Below are 19,424 nucleotides of genomic sequence, written 5' to 3'. Positions count from 1 at the left end.
CATGCAGACCCAATCCATTATTTCCTCCCTGATGAGCGGCCATTTTCAGCATAAACCGGTGCGTCAGGTGTTCCTTGTGGCCTGTGGGGGTTCGCTGGTAGATATGTACCCGGCGCACTATTTCCTGAATGAGCAGGGTGAAAACCTGCGCTCGTGGATGATGACAGCCAATGAATTTGTCTATGCCACACCCCATGCGTTAGGTGAGTCGTCAATCGTTATCGTCTGTTCACATGGTGGTAATACGCCGGAATCTGTCGCCGCCGCCCAGCTGGCGAAAACCCGGGGAGCCGCCACCATCACCCTGACCCACAATGCCGAAGCGCAACTGCTGCAATGGGCCGACCATAACCTGCTGTACCAATGGGGTGATGACACGCTGGTCACTGAAAACCCAATGGCGCTGATCCTCAGCCTGTGCGTTGATGTGCTGCGCCAGGTGGAAGATTACGCCGGATGGCATGATTTCCAGCAGAGCTTTGGTCAGATCGATCAGGTGATCCGCCAGGCCCGCACCCAGGTGGCCGCCCGCTGCGCCGACTTCGCGCAGCAATATCAGCATGAATCGCTGTTTTATGTGCTCTCCAGTGGCGCCTCATACGGACACGCCTATGGCTTTGCCATCTGTTCTCTGATGGAAATGCAGCGTCTCGATGCCGCCTCGATTCATAGCGGGGAATTCTTTCATGGTCCGTTTGAAGTCACCGACAATCACGTCCCGTTTATTCTGTTAATGAATGAAGGCCGCACCCGTGGTCTGGATCAGCGTGTGCTGGGATTCCTCAATCGTTACAACGACAAAACCGTGGTGGTGGATGCCCGCGAGCTGGGTCTGGATGCCCTGCCGGTGTCAGTGGTTGACTACTTTAACCCCGTGCTGTTTTACAGCATCATGTGCGACTACCGTGCGGCGCTGGCTGAAATCCGCCAGCATCCGCTCTCAACCCGTCGCTATATGGGCGTAGTGGAATACTAAGGACCGCGGGCAATGAAAGTGATTGGCGTAGGCGACAACGTTGTCGATAAATATGAGCACCGCCGCGTGCGCTATCCGGGTGGCAACGCGCTGAATTTCAGCGTGTATGCCGCGATGCTGGATGCCTCAGCGGCCTATCTGGGTATCTTCGGCAACGATGCGGCGGCAGACCATGTGATGCGCACGCTGGCAAAACGCGGTATCGATACGCGTTATTGCCGTCAGGCGGAGGGCGAAAATGGCTATGCGCGCCTGACCCTCGAACAAGGCGAACGGGTGTTTCTCGATTCTAACCTTGGCGGGGTGCGCCAGACCGAATCGATGGATTTTGTGCTGCAACATCGTGACTGGCTGGCGGATTTTGCGCTGATCCACACCAGCAGCTACAGCTATATCGATGCGCAGCTGCCTGAGCTGGCAAAGCTTCCGGGCTGGCTGACCTATGATTTCTCCGATGACTTTGTCATCGATCAGGCGTTGCCATTATGCCGCTGGCTCGACGTGGCCTTTTTTTCCTGTGCCGGATGGTCGCTGGCTGCCACGCGTGAGCTGCTGACGCAGGCGGTGCAGGCGGGCAGTCGCTATGCCGTTGCCACGCGCGGTGCAGAGGGTGCCATGCTGTTCGACGGAGAAACGGAGTATCAGCAGCAACCGGAAGCGGTCACGCCGGTGGATACGTTAGGTGCCGGTGATGCGTTTATCACCGCATTTCTGCTGAACCTGCGCGCTGAGGGAAATATCCCCGCAGCGTTACAGGCCGGGGCGCATTTCGCCGCGAAAATTTGCCTGTTAGAGGGAGCCTTCGGCGAAGGCGAATCTTACTGAGTTAATGCTGGTGAGATGCCAGCGTTTGCCGTCGCCCCGCAGGGTCGTGATACTCAGCGGGGCGATATCAATCAACCGGAAAGCACTGACCGGTGCCCCCAGCAAACCAATAACCACCGCGCGGATAACCGCAGCGGAGACGATGGCACACTGCGGTTGACGCTCGGCGACACGACCGGACAACCATTCACCCGTGCGCAGCACCAGTTGCGCCACCCCTTCCCCGCCAGGTGCGGCCTCACCGGCTAACCAGCGCTGAAAATCTTCGCCATGCTGCGTCATCACCGCTTTGATCGGCATCCCCGCCCAAAGCCCACAGGCTGGTTCCGCCAGTGCTGTCGCGCTATGCCCCGCAACCCCCAGCGCCTGTGCCGTTTGTTGCGCCGCTAACGCCGGTGCCAGCCATATTTTACTGTCGGCTTCAATGCAACCCTGCATCCTGTGCGCCGCCAGCCGGGAGGCGTCGCTCAGAGCATCATTGGCGGGAAAACGTGAGTGGCGATTTGCCAGGGTCTCCCCCTGGCAAATCAGTTGCAGTACAGCGGCCATCAGTATCCTGCCGTCGCGAAGCGGTGGCGAGGATTCTGCACGGTCTTTTCGGCAAACACGCCAAACAGCAGCCCGGTGGCACACCACATGGTCAGCTGCGTGCCGAACGAACTCAGGCGGAAACGCCAGAGCACATCGGCAGAGAAGCCCTGCGGGACCTCATTTATCGCCGGCATCAGCAGGCAGGCCACGATCAGCATCGCCAGTGCGGCCAGCAGACCCCACAACGCCGCATTCCAGCTTCCCAGCCGCGCCCGCAGTTGATGCGCGCTCCAGGCGGCAGTGACCACAATCACTGCGGAGACCAGCAACATCACGAAGTAGAGCAAGGTCCGGTAGCCGATGGTGGCCGCATCCCCCACCGCAGGCGGGTTAGGCGGATATTTAAGCCCCGGCATCAGGCTCATGATCAGAAATCCCCCCAGCGACAGCACCAGAGCCAGTGATCTCGCCCCGGCCGGACCGGTGCGCTGCCAGCATAACGACCAGACCAGTGCCAGCGCGCCCCCCATCGCCGCACTGAACAGGATCATCCCGCTCAGCAGACCTGCGCCAGACTGCGTGGCGCGACTGAAAACTTCGCCATCGGAATCATGATCATGGTGATGCTCCCCGCCAGCGTTACTGTGCTGTGCGGCAAGGGTTTCTTCGAATGAAATCGCCCGATCAACCTGCGGCTCACCAAAGAAATGGGCAAAACTAAAGGCGATGATGCCAGCGAGGATCCCGGCCATCATCCCGTTTAACAGAAGTTTTCCAGTCATGGTGGTGTCCTTAGTGGCAGGGGAAACCCAGCAGATGCCGCGCATCATGGAAATACTCATGGATCTGATTGCCGGAGAATACCGCAGTGGCCCCCTGCTCAGCGCCGATAAAATACACCGCCAGCAACACCATCAGCGTAATAAAAGCGGCCCAGGGTAAGACAGCATTGAACGGGATCGGGGCATGACCTGCATCAATATCATTAACGGTACGTTCCATTTTTCTTCCTCATATCTGGCTGATAATCATCAATTCAGGGATTGGCGCGCGCTACTGCCGGGCTGACCGCCACCGGAACACGCAGGACCGGGTGGTGATGATCATGCGCGGGCGGGCAGACCGCGCTGGATAACGTCACCGGCATACCATGCGGGGTATTAAGATAGGCCTGCCGCCATTCATCGGTGCGGCGGGCAATATCTGCCTGCCCGGTCAATTGCAGCGACAGCAGCATGTGCTCGGTGGCAGCGACCCACTGGCGGTAATAAGCATCATTGACGCTTTCATGTTCCTGCATCGGATGGGCTTTGATTTCCCTGCTAAAAACATCAACCCACTCTTCCCAGCTGAACTTTCCGGCCTGATGCAGGCTGACGATCAGGGAAAATACCTGCGCTTGCCACGGATGCTCGAACGGCGCGTTTTCCGCATCAGGGCCAGTAAACGATGTACTCATAACGCCTCCAGATAGTCGTCCCACAGATCGATACGCACCGTGTCTTTCGACGGCGCGTTCTCTCCCCACAGCTCGGTAGCGGCAAAACTGACGCTGTACACATGCTGCGGATGTTCACCCAGGCCGTGGGCAACGGTGTCCGGTGTCACAAACACCCCGTGATCAATCACGATGGTGCCGATTTTGCCGCGCACATAGCGTGGCAGGCGGGTATGTCCGCCGGGGTTGATGTTTTTCGCCCGGACGCGGTCACCAACACTAAAGCTGGCAGGTACAGCAACATCAACCCGCGCCGACGCGCCGGTGGTGACCACCGCCTGCACCATCTCCTGGCGTAGCACCGCTGTTTCCGCTGCTGCCGTGACGGGTTTCACCGCCCCGGACAACTCATCCAGGCTGATCACCCCCTTCTCCAGCAGCAGCGTCTCGAAAGCATGCATCCAGTGTTCGTAGTAGCTTTCTTCGAGATAGTGCGCCGGGTTCATGCGCTCAATCGCATGGCGGAACATATCAACATTGAAGTGACCACCGACAAACAGCGAGGCAAACAAAGAAAAGGCGCGGCGCTCCCACTCATGATGAAAAGGAGGTTCGTTTTCTTCAGTAATGACGGCACCCATACCATGCATACCGCCCAGATCATGTATCCCGTTCATAGCGTCTCCTGAAAAGAAGGGTTTAGTTACCCGGTTGCAGCGCCACGCCAGTACCGATCATCGCATCGCGCGTCACCAGATCGGCCAGCTGTTCTTCACTCCAGCCTTCAGTGCCAGCCGGTCTTTCTGGCAGCACCAGATAACGCAGTTCGGCGCTGCTATCCCAGACGCGGATCTCCCGTTCTTCACTGATGTGCAGGCCAAACTCAGCCAGCACACTTCGCGGCTCAATCACGATGCGCGAGCGATAAGGTGCGGATTTGTACCAGGCGGGTGGCAGTCCCAGCGTCGGCCAGGGGTAGCAGGAACACAGGGTGCAAACCGTGACGTTGTGAACATCCGCAGTGTTCTCCACCACCATCATGTCTTCCCCCTGCACCCCGGAAAAACCCAGCTCAGCAATGGCCTCGGTGCCATGTTCCAGCAGACGGGTCTTGTAATCAGGATCACTCCAGGCTTTCGCCACCACCCGCGCACCATTCCGTGGGCCAATGCGGTGTTCGTAGGTATCGATAAGTTCGTCCAGCGCGACGGGATCGATCAGCCCTTTCTCCGTCAGCAACGACTCCAGTGCCTTCACGCGCAGTGCGATTTCCGCAGGCGGTTCGGTATGGTCGTGATCATGTTCCATGGTGTTTCTCCGGGAAGTTAAACGTTTTTACGAAGCGGTGTGGTCTGCCGCTGTTGTGAACATAACGCGACTGCACAACCGCTACCTGGTTGAGAAGGACAGTCACCTGGTCAGGAAGGACAGCCTCAGAAAACGCGGGCATAGCGCAGATTCAGACGGAAATCCTCTGCCGCACCATTCTCCACGCGCAGGTCGCGACCCAGCTGAATCTGGAACTGATCGCGCGGGGTGACAAATTTGGTGGCGGTGATGCGCACATTGGTGGTCTGCGCCGGGTTATCCTGCTTTTCGCCGTCAACCGTGGTCTCGCCGCCCCAGGTCTGACCGACCCCCAGTCCGAGCGCCAGCGTCGGATCAGGCATGTAACGCCCCATAATCTGTGCTGCCCAGGCGTTGTCCTGCTGCAAACGGGACGAGTCAGTGCCGTAGTCGTTATTGTTGCCGTACCAGATGGCGTCGCCGACCACATCCAGCGCCCATTTTTCGGTAAAGAACTTCACCCAGGCGGCCTGTAAATCCACCTTCCAGCGGTTCTCTCCCAGATTGAGGGCATCGTTATGGTCATAGTTGCCGGTGGGAACGTAGAGATAAGGGGCGAAACCAAACACATCGCCACCTGCGCTGAGTTTTACCTTTAAGGGCACGGTCAGAATTAAGTCGCCGGTGCCATTGGCGGAGCCGAGAGCCACGGCATCACCACCACCGGAGATGCGGCCAAACGGCAACAGGAACTGCGGATCGAGGGTAGCTGACTCGCTGATCTGCACGGTATGCAGCAGACGCAGCATGCCGATGTCGGAAGTCAGGTTGTAATCGGAGCTGACTTTGTCACCGCGCGCATGAGCGGAGCCGGTTGAGGCGTGCTGGTAATAAAGCAGCCCCACCGTGGTGCCGTCAGGAAACTGGCTGTAATCACCGGGTGCGACTTCCACGGCGAACGCAGGCAAAGCAGCAAGCAGTGTGGCAGGCAGAAAAAAGCGTAATGCGTGCATAAGGTAAACCCCAGAAAGTGATCGATGGATTGGTTTTCGTCGTATTTTCAGCGCAATGCGTCACGCATCATCCCGGTCTGGGGATGGCAGTTGATATATTCAAAAGTTTGAAAACGCGCGTCGGAGACCGAAACTTCGTGGTAGAGCCGCAGTTTTTGCAGGCCGGTCACCACGCGGAAAAAGGTGGTGAAGATACGCAGATGAGTGGGATGAGATTCCGCCCAGCGTTCAAGCCGGTCCAGTGAACGCCAGAAACCAATGTCATAGGCAATATCCAGCAGGTTGCCGTCTTTATCCACGTTGCGCACAAAGCGGTTGCTGTAACAACCGAGTGGCTGCCCTTCGTCGCGCAGAAAATCCATGCCTGCCTGTAAAGGCGGCAGCATTTCGCTGAAGTAGAGCTGGCGCTCCTGTTCATCGGCGTCCACCCAGTCCTGGCCGGAGCGGATCAGCGTGATGTTGTCATGGCCCTGCACCACCACCCGGCCACCGATGGCGGGATCACCGGCAATCACCCGCAGTTCCCCGTCAGGTTGCAGCCAGTCATTTTGCGATGCCGGAATACGATCGCGTACCGATCCCCAGTAACCATGTTCCTGAATCTCGCCGCTGAGGTTATCCATCACCGCACCGACGCCAGGCAGATCCTCTTTAAAGGCATACAGGGTTTCAAACTGTTCAGCGCGTGGCGCGATAATCTCGCGGAAATAACCGAGGCCTTCATGCAAACGTTCATCCGCCGACCACCACTGGTCGATTTCTGGCTGACGGATCCAGCGGCAATACGCCGCCGGATCGCGCCAGTAGCCTACGACGATAAAATTCCCGAACCCCTGGTTATCAACATGGAAGGTGATGTCATGGTTGCCAGGGCCGTTATCCAGGCTGAAGCTGGCGACAATGTGCTGCATGGCACTGACCGCCTTTTCCCGCTGATCGTCGCTAAACTGCACGCCCAGATATGCCATCACCACCTGGGTCAGGCTGGCATCGGCCCGGCCAACAAACATCGGGAAAGGCGGTTGATACTCGTCATGAACCCGACGGGACAGCGTGCGTGGACATTTCAGGTGTTTATCAATGGCAGATTCCATAACGGCTCCCAGGTAAATAGTTTCAGCGATGGGTAATTCACCCCTGATACTAAGGAGAAATTTTCTGGCTACCTGGCTTAGTCGGACAATCACCTGGCTGGAAAGGACAACCCTGATGTCAGTGAAAACATGCTGGTCATGATGAAATGAAACGGTGCAGCGCTGCCCGGCAATAGTGCGTATGCCCCGCGCCAGCGCCACGGAATAGTCAAATTATCCCGCCAATTCATATCGCAATCGTCATGGCGCAAATATTGCTTTCAGTTTGCAACCATCAATCCTGATGAGCAGTTTTCATATGAGGTGTCGCTGTGAACAGTCATTCCACACCGAGGGATATCCGCTATTCCACCGAACATGTTGCCGTGCCTCAGCGCTTTGAATACTGGAATGATGTCATCCTGCGTCACTGCATTCCTTCCGATGGTAAGCCACTGGCGGAGGGGCGTTTTGCGGGCGAACTCGCGGTGCGGGAAGTGGGGCTGATCGATGTCTGCACCCTCACCTCGACACTGCATTACTGGGAACGCAAGTCACAGCATCTGCGCACCGGGCCGGAAGACGACCTGTGGCTCGGTTATATCCAGGGTGGCTATGGTCAGCTGGAACAAGGCGGACGTAAAGCCAGCCTCGCGGCAGGGAATCTGGTGCTGTACGATGCTGCACAGACCTTTCGTTTCAGCATTGGCGGCAGAAATAACCACCTGATTCGCATCCCGCGCCATCTGCTGACCGGGAAGGTGCCTGCAAGCGTTGGTTTTACTGCCACCATCCTTGATGATACCCGTCCCGGTATTATTCCGTTGCGGGAGATGATTTATCAGACCGTTCAGACGCCGGTTCTGATGCATAACCCCGATGTGGCTGGACGCTTTTCTCAGACCCTGCTGGATCTGCTGGTGCTCAGTCTTGAGCTGCAGGATCACGCCAACGCGGCATCCGAGCGCGATTTATACGCCAGAATGCGCAACTACATCAGCCGCAACCTCACCAACCCTGAACTCAGCGTCGAAAGTATCGCGCTGGCACATCACGTTTCCATGCGCACTGTGGCCCGGACGTTTGCCCGCAAACAGAAGACGCCCGCCGCCGTTATCTGGCAGGAACGCTTGCAGGCCAGCCGCGATGCCCTTGAGCAGGGCCGGGTAACCAGTGTCTCTCAGGCGGCACTGGACTATGGATTCTCTGATTTTTCTCACTTCAGCCATGCGTTCCGTAAAGCCTTTGGCGTCACACCCAACTCGGTTCTGAAGCAAAATGTGCAGGTTTTTATCACCCGGCAGGACAAACCATGATGTTGTTCAGCGGAATGAAGGTGTTCCGCTGCGGTTATTCGCCTTATTTTTAGCTCTTATTGTCATGCTATTGTTAAAACAAAGGCACATTACGGCAGGTGTGGTACGATATTTTTTCATCGGGATATTCAGCTAACATTTGGTTTGTTTAATGATGCAGGAAGAAATAGAACAATATATCGCAGTCATTCTGCAGGAATGGCGTCCATTACGTGCAGCACTTCCACAGGAAGTTATCGCTATTTTGCGACAAATAGCGGATACACAATCCGATAATCTTGCTCACCGCTTTTATGAAACGTTGCTCAAAGATCCGGCTATTTCCAGGCATTTGTCTTATGAACTTGTCGAGGAACGACTGAGCAGCTCTCTGTCTAAGTGGGTTAAAGCCATTCTGACCGAAGATGAAAGCCAATTTGAAAACCTGGCGCAGCTGCAATACCACGTTGGTGGTGTTCATGCCCGTATTGGTATTCCGGTTGAATTTGTTCAGCGCGGTGCCCGACAGCTAAAATACGGTATTTTTGCTTACGTTGCCCAGCATGATATACCTTACCCCATCAGCTTACAGGTCATGCACTATGCGGCGATGGCAATCGATATTGCCATCGAAATGATGAGCCATGCCTATGCGATGTCCCATTATCGGGCCACGCGTAATGAAGAAGCTTATCGCATGCATGTATTGATGAATAATGCCTGGCAGGAACAAGGTAAGCAGCAATCCGCCCTTTCCAGCTGGGAAAACTCGGTTATCTATAATCTGGTGAGTGGCGTACCGCAAACAGAACATCTGCTGAATATTTCCGAATCTAACTTTGGCCTGTGGTTCCGCCATAAATGTGTCCGCCAGTTTGGTGAAAACACCCAGATTCAACAGATGCGCCAACTGATGGCGAAGATCGATGCAACCATGGCGGGTATTGATGTAACCACCCCCATTCCGGTAGAAAAACTGCAGGAATTATTGCGCGTCATCCATGCTAACTGCCAGAAAATTAATACCTATATGGAGATGTTATTTAACGACGTCTCTCATATGCAGGATGGTAAAGATGCGCTGACTAATTTACTCAACAAACGTTACCTGCCAATTATTTTAAAACACGAAGTCAGCCTGGCAATGGAAAACCGTTTACCGCTGAGCGTGGCCATTATTGATGTAGACTTCTTTAAAAAGGTCAATGATGAGTGGGGACATTCGGTGGGCGATCGTGCGTTAACGCATACCGCCAACCTGTTAAGTGATAATATTCGCGCCAGCGACTATTTATTCCGTTACGGTGGTGAAGAGTTTTTGATTGTCCTGGTTGAGGCTGGCCAGTCGGAAACCTACACGTTATTAGAGCGGGTTCGACGCATTGTCAGCAATACACCTTTTGAAACCGTATCCGGTAAGAACATCACCCTCACTGTCAGCATTGGATATACGTTACATAACGGTCACCCGGATTATAATCTTTTACTGAATAAGGCCGACGCCGCGTTATATGAAGCCAAACGCAGTGGCAGAAACCGTATTGTGCAGCAATAAACCGACATATTTGCACGCATTGGTAGCGGCGCGATTTATCGCGCTGTTACTGGGGTGCCGCGATCAAAAGACGCGCGATGAATCGCGCCGCTACGAATAATGACGACAATCATTACCGCAACATGACAATCACGTCATGTTGGCCGGATTCACTGTTAAAACTGGTCCCTTTAAGTTTTCCTTAAGAAATGCATGGTTAAACTCAGGCGATACACCCGGAGGTGATAATCGTGATATTAACCACTTTTTCATTGCTCAAAGAAAAGACCCGTTATATGCAGGCGTTTATTGCTAACCCCCGAGCCTTTGGCTCGATTGCCCCTTCCTCTCTCACCCTTTGTCGCCGGATGTCGGATGCGGTGGATTGGGCGCAGGCGCAGCACATCGCAGAACTGGGGGCTGGAGACGGCGTGCTGACTCGCCATTTATTAAACCGTATGCATGCCAGCGCCACGCTGTCGGCTTATGAAATCAATCCCCGGCTGGCGTTGAAACTCTCCGCGCTCAACGATAACCGCCTGACCGTGTTCACCGATTCAGCCGAACGCGTCGAACAGGGATGCGATGCCATTTTTTCCTGCTTACCGCTGCTCTCGCTGCCAGAACCGCTGCGCCACCGCATCCTGCAACGTGTGGTCACCTGCCTCAATCCCGGCGGGGTATTTATTCAGTTCCAGTACACTACGCTGTCAGAGCCGTTGCTTTCCGGCTACTTCAACTGGACACGCTCCAGAGTGATGCGTAACCTGCCCCCGGCGCTGGTCTATCGCTGCCAGAGCGTCGGTGTCTGCGCTGCCTGAGTTCCTTCACTACGATTTGTTTTTACGCGCACCAGGGCGTGTCAGCGCATTGCTGATCTCATACAGCTTGCTCATGCTGTTCATGGTGGCAACCGGTGCTGCGGCAGCCAGCCCCAGCCCCAGTTTTTCCGCCAGTGCATCCCCGAGCGCCGTACCAAAGGCAAAGGTGATCATAATGGCTAGCCAGTAATACAACTCCCGGCCCGTGGTATTAATGGTCGCGAATTCCAGCGTGCCTTCTGTGCGATGCCAGAACATCAACACCATCACCAATGCCGAGCCAAACATGGCGACGGAATAAAGCAACGGCACCTGAAGTTGATCGGTTAAATAGTCGGTAATTAACGTACCGGTGATGCTGACGAGTAAAACCGTAAGCCAGTAAAGCCAGGGAATATAACGTTCTGATTTCAACTGGAACAACAGCGTAACGATAAACAGTCCCGCGGCAATAATTGAGGTATGGGTCAGTCCAAAGCCTAAGCCAAAATTAATCCAGTCTGCTCCGGTTTCCCCTACCGTTGTCGACATCATTTTTAGTACCCAAAACAACAGGGTAACCTGCGGAACTTTGGTTTTCAGTTCGTTTAATGTGTCAGTCATGATGAAACTCCCCATCTGCGTATTGCCGCTATGATGACGAGGTAAACTTAAAACACCCTTAAAACAGGTTAATTATTGGAGAGTGGTTGAAACGGCAGAGAGAGGAAAAAGCCATCCTCTGCCGTCGCGCATCACAACGTCGGTAGCGTAAAGCGGGTGAGGATCTCTATCGGCAGAAAGCTATGGGAAGCAAAAGCCTGGTTATTTTTTATCGCGGTGAGCTTATCTACGGTTTCAAGTAACAGCCTGGCGATATCCTGAGAGAGAATGTAATCAATTTTCTCGGCAAGGATCAGGTTTTCCGTCACCTTATTCACTTCATGAGTGATCACAATCGGCCGGATAGCACTCGGGCATTCGTCGAGTGCCGCAGCCAGCCCGGCGTTTCCTCCCGCAACATTGTAGACAGCGCGCAGATTGGGATCGTTACGCAACAGTTGAACCGCAGCATCGTAAGTTTGCTGGGTGTTATCGTTGCCGGAAATCACCTCAGCCACGCTCACTGACGGCAGGGTTTTCCTGATCTGTGCGCGGAAACCGATTTCCCGGTCATCGTGGCAACTGTAGGAAAGCGTACCGACAATCACCGCCACGCTGGCATTGACGCAATGCTGTAAATGCCTGCCAAGGATAAAGCCCGCCGCCTGCCCCGCCGCGCGATTATTGATGCCGACATAGGCGTCTCTGGCATCAGGATCGATATCGCTCACCAGCGCAACAATATGCTTCCCCTGCTGCCGGAGTTTTTGTACCGCTGCATTGATGATCGGCGTGTTTTTTGCCACCACGGCAATGCCGTCCGCATGTTCCGCCTGCTGATACAACAGACGCACCACCTCGTCGTCCTGCACATCAGAACAGCTGGAAATATCAAGGCTGACATTGCGCGCATCCAGCTGATTTTTGATCTTCTTCGCCGTGGCGATCACCGATTCGTTGTACTCCTCGCTGGCCTGCACCACTACCGAGAAGTTGCCTTGTTGTGTCACTGAGGCAAGTTGCACACCACCCGCCGCCTGGACCAGCAATGAGGAATAAGCACGCTGAACAGCTTCAACCGTTTTCGGGTTGACGCCAGGCCGATTATTGAGGACGCGATCGATAGTCGCCCGGCTCAGTTGCGTTGCAGCAACCAGCTCTTTCATGGTGGGTTTACGGTTCATAAACAATAGCCTGCCTTCAGTGGTCCATTCCAGCCGATGTTAACCCATCTGTTGCCCGGAAGTCTCCGGAAAACCCAATGATTCATGACGACTCTTTTATTGTCTCATTTTGTTATTAATATGAGACATATTTGTATCATTTTGTTCTCATTATGATCTAGAATCGCATCTTCGCCCCATGTGAGAATGATTCTCAAAGGCGAACGGGTTATCTGGCTGATGTTTAGCCTCCATCATTATCGTTAACTGGGCATATTTAAAATGAGAAAAATGGGATGGTTACCTCCCCTGATCGGCGTCCTGATTGCTCTGGCAGGACTCGTGCTGGGTGCAGGTGGTGGGTATCTTGCGATACTGGGCGGCTCCTGGTTTTATCTTTTCACCGGGATTATCTGGCTGCTGACGGGCTGGACGCTGGTCCGCAGGCAATTTATTGCCTGGCCGCTGACGCTGGCGATGACGCTGGTGGGTGTGATATGGGCGTTGTGGGAAACAGGCACTGACTTTTGGCAGTTCCTGCCCCGCGTCATCATTTTTGTGGTTTTTGGTGTACTTGTCTCAGTCTGCGTGCCTCATTTGCATCGCAAAGATGGCAGCCAGCCGGTCAGCGCAACAGCCCCTTTCGCGGTTGCCGGTGTGTATGCCGTGAGTTTTGTGGCGTTAATTGCCGGGATGTTTGTCCCCCATGCTGAGGTGGAAGTTTCTGGCGAAAGCGCCAAAGTGATTCATCCTGAGGCCGGGAAAGCAGATGGCAAAGACTGGCCAGCCTGGGGGCGCAATCTGGGCGGCGACAAATATGCGCAGTTTGATCAAATCAACAAGACCAACGTCAAAGATTTAAAGCTGGCCTGGACTTATCGCACCGGCGATCTGGCGATTGATGGTTCCGAATATCAGGTCACGCCGCTGAAGATTGAAGATACGATGTATCTGTGCACCCCGCTGAATAAGGTGATTGCACTGGATCCCACCACGGGCAAGGAACGCTGGCGTTTCGATCCGAACATGAAGGAGACCGCCAGTAATAAAGGCTGGAAACGTTGCCGTGGCGTCAGTTATGCCGATCTGTCAGCCATGCCAGCACCCACCCCTGATGCTGCCCCGCTGGCAACCTGCCGCAAGCGTATCGTCAGCAACACCAACGATGGCCGCCTGTTTGAACTGGATGCGGAAACGGGCAAGCTTTGTGAAGATTTTGGTGACAAAGGCTATGTCGATCTGACAGCTGACATTGGCTCCAGCCCGGAAGAGGGGTCGTATTACCTGACGTCCGCCCCGCTGGTGGCTGATGGTGTGATCATGGTGGGCGGCAAACTGAACGACAATATGTCGACCGGCGAGCCTTCCGGCGTGGTACGCGGCTTTGATGTGCGCAGCGGTAAATTGTTGTGGGCCTTCGACCCGGCGCGTCCTGACGACAGCACCCCGCTGCCGCCCGGCCAGCATTATGCACCGGAATCGCCAAACTTCTGGGGCACCGCCTCTTATGACCCGAAACTGGGTCTGGCCTATTTCCCTACCGGCAACCAGACGCCTGACTTCTGGAATGGCAATCGTCACCCCTACTCGGATGAGTTTAACGACTCTATCGTCGCTATCGAACTGAAAACCGGCAAACTGCGCTGGCACTTCCGCACGGCCAATAACGACCAGTTTGACTATGACGTCTCTTCACAACCGATTCTCTACGATCTGCCGAATAAAGACGGCAGCACGACACCAGTGGTAATCCAGCTGACTAAGCGTGGTCAGGTATTTGTACTGGATCGTCGCGACGGTAAACCGGTGGCACCCGTGGAGTATCGCAAAGTACCGACCGATGTTATGCCGGGAATGAAAGCCGCCGCAACCCAACCCTATTCGGCGATTTCCGTCGGTGTTGAACCGCTGAAAGAAGCCGATACCTGGGGTGCCACGCTTTTCGATCAGCTTTATTGCCGCATCGAGTTTAAGAAAATGCGCTGGGAAGGCGAATGGACTCCGCTTTCGGATAAACAACGTACCCTGATCTGGCCGGGTTATTACGGTGGCTTTAACTGGGGGGGTGGTGCTCTGGATGCCGCCACCGGCACCTTACTTGTCAATGATATCCGCATGGCGATGTGGGGACAGTTCATTAAGCGCGAAGAAGCGGCGCATCACGGTCTGGTTCCCTCAACGGAAGGTGAGTATTCCGAACAAAAAGGCACCCCCTGGGGTGTGGAACGTTCTATGTTCCTGTCACCGCTGGGCACGCCGTGCTTCAAACCGCCTTTCGGTAGCATGACCGCCATCGATCTGGCGAGCGGCAAGACGAAATGGCAGGTGCCGATGGGCAGCATCCAGGATGCCCCGATTCACGGCATTTTCCCGGGTGAAGGCGTGGTGCCACACGTTTATATTCCGATTGGGATGCCAACCCTGGGTGGCCCGTTAGTCACCGGCGGCGGCCTGATCTTCTTCCACGGTACGCTCGATTACTATATTCGTGCGCTGGATAACGATACCGGTAAGGAACTGTGGAGCTCGCGCCTGCCAGTAGGTGGCCAGGGTGTCCCCATGACCTACATTGGCAAGGACGGTAAACAGTACGTGGTGGTGGTTGACGGCGGTGCGACCCGCACCGGCACCAACAAAAATCGCGGAGACTACGTCATGGCCTATGCATTGCCATGATGTTAATGGGATGCCCGGCAATGCCGGGCATTTTTTATAACGCAAAGGTGTCGCGGATAAACTGACGTGCTCTGGCAACGGTGATTTCCGGGGCTTCAAGTGAGGGGTCCTGCTCTGCCTCGACGACCATCCAGCCCTGATAGCCGGTGGCGCGAATAAACTGCGCGAGCGGGGAGAAATCAATCACACCATCTCCCGGCACGGCAAACATCCCCTTTCTCACCGCATCGTTAAAACTCAGATCGTACTGGCGCACCTGCTGCAAAATGTCGGCGCGGATATCCTTCAGGTGGATATGATTGATGCGCTCACCAAACTCACTCAGCAGAATTTGGTAATCAAAACCCGCGGAGAAAGCATGGCCGGTATCCAGCAATAATCCTACTTCAGGGCCGGTTGCCGCCATCACGGCTCTGACCTCATCCAACCGCTCCGCCACCATCATCAGATGATGATGATAAGCCAGCCCGAGGCCATAACGGGACCTTAGCTCGCTGGCAAACGTCGTGAGTCGGTCGCCATAAGCGACAAACTGCGCGGCTGTCAGGGTAAGTCGCCCGCTCATGGCAATATCGAGGGCATTATCAGGCATGTTACCGCATTCACCGTACACCATGACGCCAGCACCGGTGTCACGTAACAGGGTGGCAAAAGGCGCAACGGCGATCAGTTCTTCATCTACACTGCGTTCGGTCAGGAATCCGCTGTGCCAGCCGGAGGCGTGTTTTAGCTGGTACTGCTGCAACAAGGCAGACAGCTCCGGTGCCGTGCCGGGAAATAAACGGCTCATTTCAACACCGTCGTAACCCGTAACGTTCGCACCGCTGAGACACCTTTCAGCCGTGGCATCCTGACCAAATTCCTCAATCACTTCATTGGCCCAGGATAACGGGCTGATAGCGACTAACAGGGGATTGTTTTTAGCGTGAGTCATCATTGTCCTCATCAACAGGCACACATCCGGAATATAAAATCCCGGATGTACGATAACAGAAATAATAATTATTAAGCGGCGTATTGCTTCAGGGAATTACACAGCGTCTTAGTGGTAATAACCGGATCTTTCTCCCAGATGGAGGGACTGATTAATTCAACTGACCAGGCACCATCATAGCCGGTTGCTTTAACCGCATCAGACCATTGCTGCAAATCAATCTCACCTTCGCCTGGCATACAGGAACGAAGAATAGTTTCATCCCAGCTGTCACCTTCTTTTTTTGGTACGTATCCATCGCAAAAATGGACGCCGAAAATATGATCTTTATTCATACGGCTGACTTCCTCCGGCGTACAGCCCGCCGCATAGAAATGCCAGAAGTCGACGACGATGCCGACATTGTTCTTACCCACGCGCTCAATCACTTCAAGGCCTTGCTGCAGCGTCCTGAATTTAGTAAACGCTGGTAATTCAATCATATAACGCACACCATAACGCTCGCCAATACTGGCTATTGCGGCGATGTTCTCCGTCATAATGGTCATGATCTTTTCATCAGTAAAATGGTCGATACCGTTTCTCGGCAGGACCATCACCGTGTCCGTGCCTAACTGAACCGCTTGCTGGGTAATTTTCTCAGCTTCGGCCAGCAGCGCGGCACGATCGTCTTTTTCAAAACGTTCGATATGATCAAGGGCGCTGAGAAAAGACACCGTCAGACCCGCGTCATGGATTTGTTTTTTTAACGCTTCAATGGTTCCGCCATTTTCCAGATAACGGACAAATTTCGGATAGAAAACTTCCAGGGAATTAAATCCTGCCTCTTTGGCTAAGCGGATATCGCTGATCAAATTTCCGTGCATTGTCGAAATGCCATGCAGTGACGTAATCATTTTATTTCCTCTGAATCCCGGAGACTGAATGAAAACTTTCAGGCCGGGCATGATACCTGCGCACGGCCTAAAAAGTGGAGAAGCTCAACCTGATACTACCCAAATGAATATTTTAAAAAACACACGAATGGCATTTTCATTTCATTCCTGTGAGAGCGATCATAAAATTGATACAAATGTGATCATTTTAGTTGCGAATTGAGACATTAAAGATGATCACTAATGCATCATTGATAGCTCAGAGGTTATGCGATGTCTTACGAACAAAAATTTAATGCCGGTTATGTGTATCTCATATGCTGCTGCGCTTCCCTCGGGGGCCTGATGTTCGGCTATTCTACCGCCGTCATCTCTGGCGCCATTTCACCGGTTAAAATGCATTTCGCGCTGTCGCCCGCCGAGGTGGGTTGGGCGGTCTCCAGCATTATCGCCGGAGCCACTGTTGGCGCGTTGCTGGCCGGAACCATTGCCGAAAGGCTGGGACGGAGACCCTCGCTGTTCCTCTCTTCACTGATATTTATCGCCACGTCACTGCTTTGTTCTCTTGCGGATTCGTTTGAGATGTTCTGGTCAGGACGCATCCTGTGCGGATTCGCTGTCGGTGTCGCCGGTACGATTGCCCCAATGTACATGTCGGAAGTGGCACCGACATCCATCAGGGCCAGGTGTTCGGGCCTGTTTAACCTGGCAATGGTGATCGGCGTGCTGGGGGTCTTCATTGTGAATTACTCCATTGCCCGTGGCATGGATGATGCGTGGATGCAGAATGAGGGGTGGCGCTGGATGATGGGTTCGCAACTGGTGCCTTCAGTGATCATGCTGGTACTCAGTGTGATGATGCCCGAGTCACCGCAGTGGAACCTGCGTCATAACCACAGCGCCAGAGCGATTACCTTGTATAGCCGCATCTATCCGCAGTTCAACAGCGTGGAAGCGCAGCAAATTTTTGCCACGCAGCAGGCCAGGAACACCGGCGCTAAAATCAAAGGCAGCCTGCCTGACACCCCGGTGCTCAAATTTATTCTGGCAGTGGGCGTGATGATTGCCGTGCTTCAGCAGTTCACCGGCATAAATGTGATGAACTACTACGCGCCGCTGGTACTGGAGCAGGGTTCCTCCGGTAAAGATGCGGTGTTGTTCCAGACCATTTTCATCGCCGTGGCCAATGGTGTCGGCGGTTTTATCGGCATGAATTTGTTTGATCGCTATGGCCGACTGCCGATCATGAAAATCGGTACCACCGGTGCCACACTCGGCCTGCTTATCGCTTCGTGGGGTTTATACAGCCATGACACCGGCTACTTAACCGTGTTCGGCATTCTGTTATTTATGATGTCGTTTGCGATGGGCTGGGGTGCCGGTGCCTGGGTACTGATTGCTGAGATCTTCCCGGAAAAAATCCGCAACATCGGCATGAGTCTGGCGGTGAGTCTGATGTGGGTAGCAAATTTCGTCATCACGCTGCTGTTCCCCGTCGTCAATGATAATGCCTGGCTGCAAACTCACTTTAACGGGGCGTTTTCGATGTGGATCTTTGTTGGCTTCAATGTGATCTGCTATCTGTTCCTGGTGAAGTTTGTCCCGGAAACCAAAGGTGTTGCGCTGGAATATATTGAAAAAATTGCCAGTGCGAAGATGCGCAAAAGCAGTCGCCATGCTGCCGTTTCTGACATTGTGCGTTAACTGGCACCGTGCACCAAACTGCGCGATAAATCGCGCCGCTACGGATCCCGCCTTTCATTATGACAATGGGCTCCGCCATCAGCGGCCTTTCGTTGACGAGAACAGGATAGTGGGTCTGATGACCGGGAATGATGTGGGGGTGCATTAAAAACTTAAACCGGGTGCGGGTTGCCGTCTGGCTCGTACCCGGTTGGGCCGTAGCAGGGCCAAATCCGGACAAGAGAGGTTAACGTTATAGAATCCAGACGTTCCGTCTGGTATGACTGGCATTGATGAAATTCAGCCACTTTGATGTCAGAGGAATACATGAAGTTTTATTGCAGCAAGGAATTTACTGGCGCAACAGCCTGGGAATCTTTACCTGTTGCTCGCTTTGATAATACCACGGTGAAGCTTCACTGGACTGATCAGCCTTATAAGTGGCATATCAACGATGGACAAGAGGTTTTTGCGGTTATGGATGGCTGCGTAGAGATGCTCTACAAAGAAAATGGTGAGGTCAAAAGTAAGACATTGCATACCGGTGATATTTTCTATGCAAGTGAAGGAACAGAGCACGTCGCTCACCCTCAAGGGGTTGCCCGCGTGCTGGTTATCGAAAAAGAGGGATCTGTCTAGGGAGATTTAGTCACTGACCGGAATGCCACTTGACGTCGCAAACGGGCGTCAATGGTCGACGAAACAGGCTGAAACGTTT

The 19,424-nt window shown here is 54.1% G+C and carries 21 protein-coding genes; 9 read left to right on the top strand and 12 right to left on the bottom strand.

The window, feature by feature from the left end; all coding sequences use genetic code 11:
- The first annotated feature begins 1 nt into the window (after nt 1).
- On the top strand, nt 2–976 hold the full coding sequence (locus CUN67_RS27665; RefSeq protein ID WP_208718654.1) for an SIS domain-containing protein: 975 nt from the start codon (nt 2–4) through the stop codon (nt 974–976).
- A gap of 12 nt (nt 977–988) precedes the next feature.
- On the top strand, nt 989–1,801 hold the full coding sequence (locus CUN67_RS27660; protein WP_208718653.1) for a PfkB family carbohydrate kinase: 813 nt from the start codon (nt 989–991) through the stop codon (nt 1,799–1,801).
- Here CUN67_RS27660 and CUN67_RS27655 read toward each other — a convergent pair.
- From CUN67_RS27655 to oxdA, 8 genes are all read right to left on the bottom strand, one after another.
- Complete coding sequence (locus tag CUN67_RS27655; protein ID WP_208718652.1) at nt 1,766–2,350, bottom strand: histidine phosphatase family protein; 585 nt, start codon at nt 2,348–2,350, stop codon at nt 1,766–1,768. The genes CUN67_RS27660 and CUN67_RS27655 overlap by 36 nt on opposite strands.
- Nucleotides 2,350–3,114 (bottom strand): CbtA family protein, encoded by a 765-nt coding sequence (locus CUN67_RS27650; protein ID WP_208718651.1) that lies wholly within the window; start codon nt 3,112–3,114, stop codon nt 2,350–2,352. Before CUN67_RS27650 ends, CUN67_RS27655 begins: the two co-directional genes overlap by 1 nt.
- A 10-nt stretch (nt 3,115–3,124) precedes the next feature.
- The gene (locus tag CUN67_RS27645) at nt 3,125–3,334 is read right to left on the bottom strand and encodes a CbtB domain-containing protein (RefSeq protein ID WP_208718650.1); all 210 of its coding nucleotides are present in this window, start codon (nt 3,332–3,334) and stop codon (nt 3,125–3,127) included.
- A gap of 34 nt (nt 3,335–3,368) precedes the next feature.
- On the bottom strand, nt 3,369–3,791 hold the full coding sequence (locus tag CUN67_RS27640; protein ID WP_208718649.1) for a nitrile hydratase accessory protein: 423 nt from the start codon (nt 3,789–3,791) through the stop codon (nt 3,369–3,371).
- Complete coding sequence (nthB, locus tag CUN67_RS27635; RefSeq protein WP_208718648.1) at nt 3,788–4,447, bottom strand: nitrile hydratase subunit beta; 660 nt, start codon at nt 4,445–4,447, stop codon at nt 3,788–3,790. The genes CUN67_RS27640 and nthB overlap by 4 nt, the downstream gene beginning before the upstream one ends.
- 22 nt (nt 4,448–4,469) lie before the next feature.
- Entirely contained in the window at nt 4,470–5,078 is a 609-nt protein-coding gene (gene nthA / locus CUN67_RS27630; RefSeq protein ID WP_208718647.1) for a nitrile hydratase subunit alpha, read from the bottom strand.
- Between the two features lie 125 nt (nt 5,079–5,203).
- A complete protein-coding gene (locus CUN67_RS27625) occupies nt 5,204–6,070 on the bottom strand; it encodes a transporter (protein ID WP_208718646.1) in 867 nt (288 codons plus the stop codon).
- A gap of 47 nt (nt 6,071–6,117) precedes the next feature.
- Nucleotides 6,118–7,164: an aliphatic aldoxime dehydratase gene (oxdA, locus tag CUN67_RS27620; protein ID WP_208718645.1), complete on the bottom strand. Its 1,047-nt coding sequence runs from the start codon at nt 7,162–7,164 to the stop codon at nt 6,118–6,120.
- A 311-nt stretch (nt 7,165–7,475) separates the two neighbouring features.
- Between oxdA and CUN67_RS27615 the strand changes: the two genes are divergently transcribed.
- From CUN67_RS27615 to CUN67_RS27605, 3 genes are all read left to right on the top strand, one after another.
- Nucleotides 7,476–8,459: a helix-turn-helix domain-containing protein gene (locus CUN67_RS27615; protein WP_208718644.1), complete on the top strand. Its 984-nt coding sequence runs from the start codon at nt 7,476–7,478 to the stop codon at nt 8,457–8,459.
- Between the two features lie 154 nt (nt 8,460–8,613).
- A complete protein-coding gene (locus CUN67_RS27610; RefSeq protein ID WP_208719557.1) occupies nt 8,614–9,993 on the top strand; it encodes a diguanylate cyclase in 1,380 nt (459 codons plus the stop codon).
- Nucleotides 9,994–10,226: 233 nt separating this feature from the next.
- Nucleotides 10,227–10,793 carry a class I SAM-dependent methyltransferase gene (locus tag CUN67_RS27605; protein WP_208719556.1) on the top strand — a complete coding sequence of 189 codons (567 nt, stop codon included), beginning with the start codon at nt 10,227–10,229 and terminating at the stop codon, nt 10,791–10,793.
- A gap of 9 nt (nt 10,794–10,802) precedes the next feature.
- On the opposite strand, the gene CUN67_RS27600 is transcribed toward CUN67_RS27605, so the two are convergent.
- The gene (locus tag CUN67_RS27600; protein WP_254711438.1) at nt 10,803–11,396 is read right to left on the bottom strand and encodes a hypothetical protein; all 594 of its coding nucleotides are present in this window, start codon (nt 11,394–11,396) and stop codon (nt 10,803–10,805) included.
- 131 nt (nt 11,397–11,527) lie between these two features.
- Nucleotides 11,528–12,559 (bottom strand): LacI family DNA-binding transcriptional regulator, encoded by a 1,032-nt coding sequence (locus CUN67_RS27595; protein WP_208718643.1) that lies wholly within the window; start codon nt 12,557–12,559, stop codon nt 11,528–11,530.
- Nucleotides 12,560–12,820: 261 nt separating this feature from the next.
- Here CUN67_RS27595 and CUN67_RS27590 point away from each other — a divergent pair, with 261 nt between their 5' ends.
- Entirely contained in the window at nt 12,821–15,214 is a 2,394-nt protein-coding gene (locus tag CUN67_RS27590) for a membrane-bound PQQ-dependent dehydrogenase, glucose/quinate/shikimate family (RefSeq protein ID WP_208718642.1), read from the top strand.
- Nucleotides 15,215–15,248: 34 nt separating this feature from the next.
- On the opposite strand, the gene iolE is transcribed toward CUN67_RS27590, so the two are convergent.
- Nucleotides 15,249–16,151 (bottom strand): myo-inosose-2 dehydratase, encoded by a 903-nt coding sequence (gene iolE, locus CUN67_RS27585; protein WP_208718641.1) that lies wholly within the window; start codon nt 16,149–16,151, stop codon nt 15,249–15,251.
- 68 nt (nt 16,152–16,219) lie between these two features.
- Complete coding sequence (locus CUN67_RS27580; RefSeq protein WP_208718640.1) at nt 16,220–17,044, bottom strand: sugar phosphate isomerase/epimerase family protein; 825 nt, start codon at nt 17,042–17,044, stop codon at nt 16,220–16,222.
- Between the two features lie 28 nt (nt 17,045–17,072).
- On the opposite strand from CUN67_RS27580, the gene CUN67_RS27575 reads away from it, so the two are divergent.
- The 3 genes from CUN67_RS27575 (at nt 17,073) to CUN67_RS27565 (ending at nt 19,345) form a co-directional block, all read left to right on the top strand.
- The gene (locus CUN67_RS27575; protein WP_208718639.1) at nt 17,073–17,246 is read left to right on the top strand and encodes a hypothetical protein; all 174 of its coding nucleotides are present in this window, start codon (nt 17,073–17,075) and stop codon (nt 17,244–17,246) included.
- Between the two features lie 50 nt (nt 17,247–17,296).
- Complete coding sequence (locus CUN67_RS27570; RefSeq protein WP_208718638.1) at nt 17,297–18,727, top strand: sugar porter family MFS transporter; 1,431 nt, start codon at nt 17,297–17,299, stop codon at nt 18,725–18,727.
- Between the two features lie 306 nt (nt 18,728–19,033).
- Nucleotides 19,034–19,345 carry a cupin gene (locus tag CUN67_RS27565; protein ID WP_208718637.1) on the top strand — a complete coding sequence of 104 codons (312 nt, stop codon included), beginning with the start codon at nt 19,034–19,036 and terminating at the stop codon, nt 19,343–19,345.
- Nucleotides 19,346–19,424 lie beyond the last annotated feature (79 nt).

The sequence above is a fragment of the Pantoea cypripedii genome, from assembly GCF_011395035.1.
Lineage (GTDB): Bacteria > Pseudomonadota > Gammaproteobacteria > Enterobacterales > Enterobacteriaceae > Pantoea > Pantoea cypripedii_A.
This window is presented reverse-complemented; position numbering and strand designations above follow the sequence as displayed.

Excerpts from the sequence above, each read along its gene's own strand:
- CUN67_RS27580 (WP_208718640.1), bottom strand. The coding sequence starts at position 17,044 with ATGATTACGTCACTGCATGGCATTTCGACAATGCACGGAAATTTGATC.
- CUN67_RS27575 (WP_208718639.1), top strand. The coding sequence starts at position 17,073 with ATGAAAACTTTCAGGCCGGGCATGATACCTGCGCACGGCCTAAAAAGT.
- CUN67_RS27565 (WP_208718637.1), top strand. The coding sequence starts at position 19,034 with ATGAAGTTTTATTGCAGCAAGGAATTTACTGGCGCAACAGCCTGGGAA.
- CUN67_RS27665 (WP_208718654.1), top strand. The coding sequence starts at position 2 with ATGCAGACCCAATCCATTATTTCCTCCCTGATGAGCGGCCATTTTCAG.
- CUN67_RS27590 (WP_208718642.1), top strand. The coding sequence starts at position 12,821 with ATGAGAAAAATGGGATGGTTACCTCCCCTGATCGGCGTCCTGATTGCT.
- CUN67_RS27610 (WP_208719557.1), top strand. The coding sequence starts at position 8,614 with ATGCAGGAAGAAATAGAACAATATATCGCAGTCATTCTGCAGGAATGG.
- nthB (WP_208718648.1), bottom strand. The coding sequence starts at position 4,447 with ATGAACGGGATACATGATCTGGGCGGTATGCATGGTATGGGTGCCGTC.
- nthA (WP_208718647.1), bottom strand. The coding sequence starts at position 5,078 with ATGGAACATGATCACGACCATACCGAACCGCCTGCGGAAATCGCACTG.
- CUN67_RS27600 (WP_254711438.1), bottom strand. The coding sequence starts at position 11,396 with ATGACTGACACATTAAACGAACTGAAAACCAAAGTTCCGCAGGTTACC.
- CUN67_RS27650 (WP_208718651.1), bottom strand. The coding sequence starts at position 3,114 with ATGACTGGAAAACTTCTGTTAAACGGGATGATGGCCGGGATCCTCGCT.
- CUN67_RS27660 (WP_208718653.1), top strand. The coding sequence starts at position 989 with ATGAAAGTGATTGGCGTAGGCGACAACGTTGTCGATAAATATGAGCAC.
- iolE (WP_208718641.1), bottom strand. The coding sequence starts at position 16,151 with ATGATGACTCACGCTAAAAACAATCCCCTGTTAGTCGCTATCAGCCCG.
- oxdA (WP_208718645.1), bottom strand. The coding sequence starts at position 7,164 with ATGGAATCTGCCATTGATAAACACCTGAAATGTCCACGCACGCTGTCC.
- CUN67_RS27570 (WP_208718638.1), top strand. The coding sequence starts at position 17,297 with ATGTCTTACGAACAAAAATTTAATGCCGGTTATGTGTATCTCATATGC.
- CUN67_RS27645 (WP_208718650.1), bottom strand. The coding sequence starts at position 3,334 with ATGGAACGTACCGTTAATGATATTGATGCAGGTCATGCCCCGATCCCG.
- CUN67_RS27640 (WP_208718649.1), bottom strand. The coding sequence starts at position 3,791 with ATGAGTACATCGTTTACTGGCCCTGATGCGGAAAACGCGCCGTTCGAG.
- CUN67_RS27595 (WP_208718643.1), bottom strand. The coding sequence starts at position 12,559 with ATGAACCGTAAACCCACCATGAAAGAGCTGGTTGCTGCAACGCAACTG.
- CUN67_RS27625 (WP_208718646.1), bottom strand. The coding sequence starts at position 6,070 with ATGCACGCATTACGCTTTTTTCTGCCTGCCACACTGCTTGCTGCTTTG.
- CUN67_RS27655 (WP_208718652.1), bottom strand. The coding sequence starts at position 2,350 with ATGGCCGCTGTACTGCAACTGATTTGCCAGGGGGAGACCCTGGCAAAT.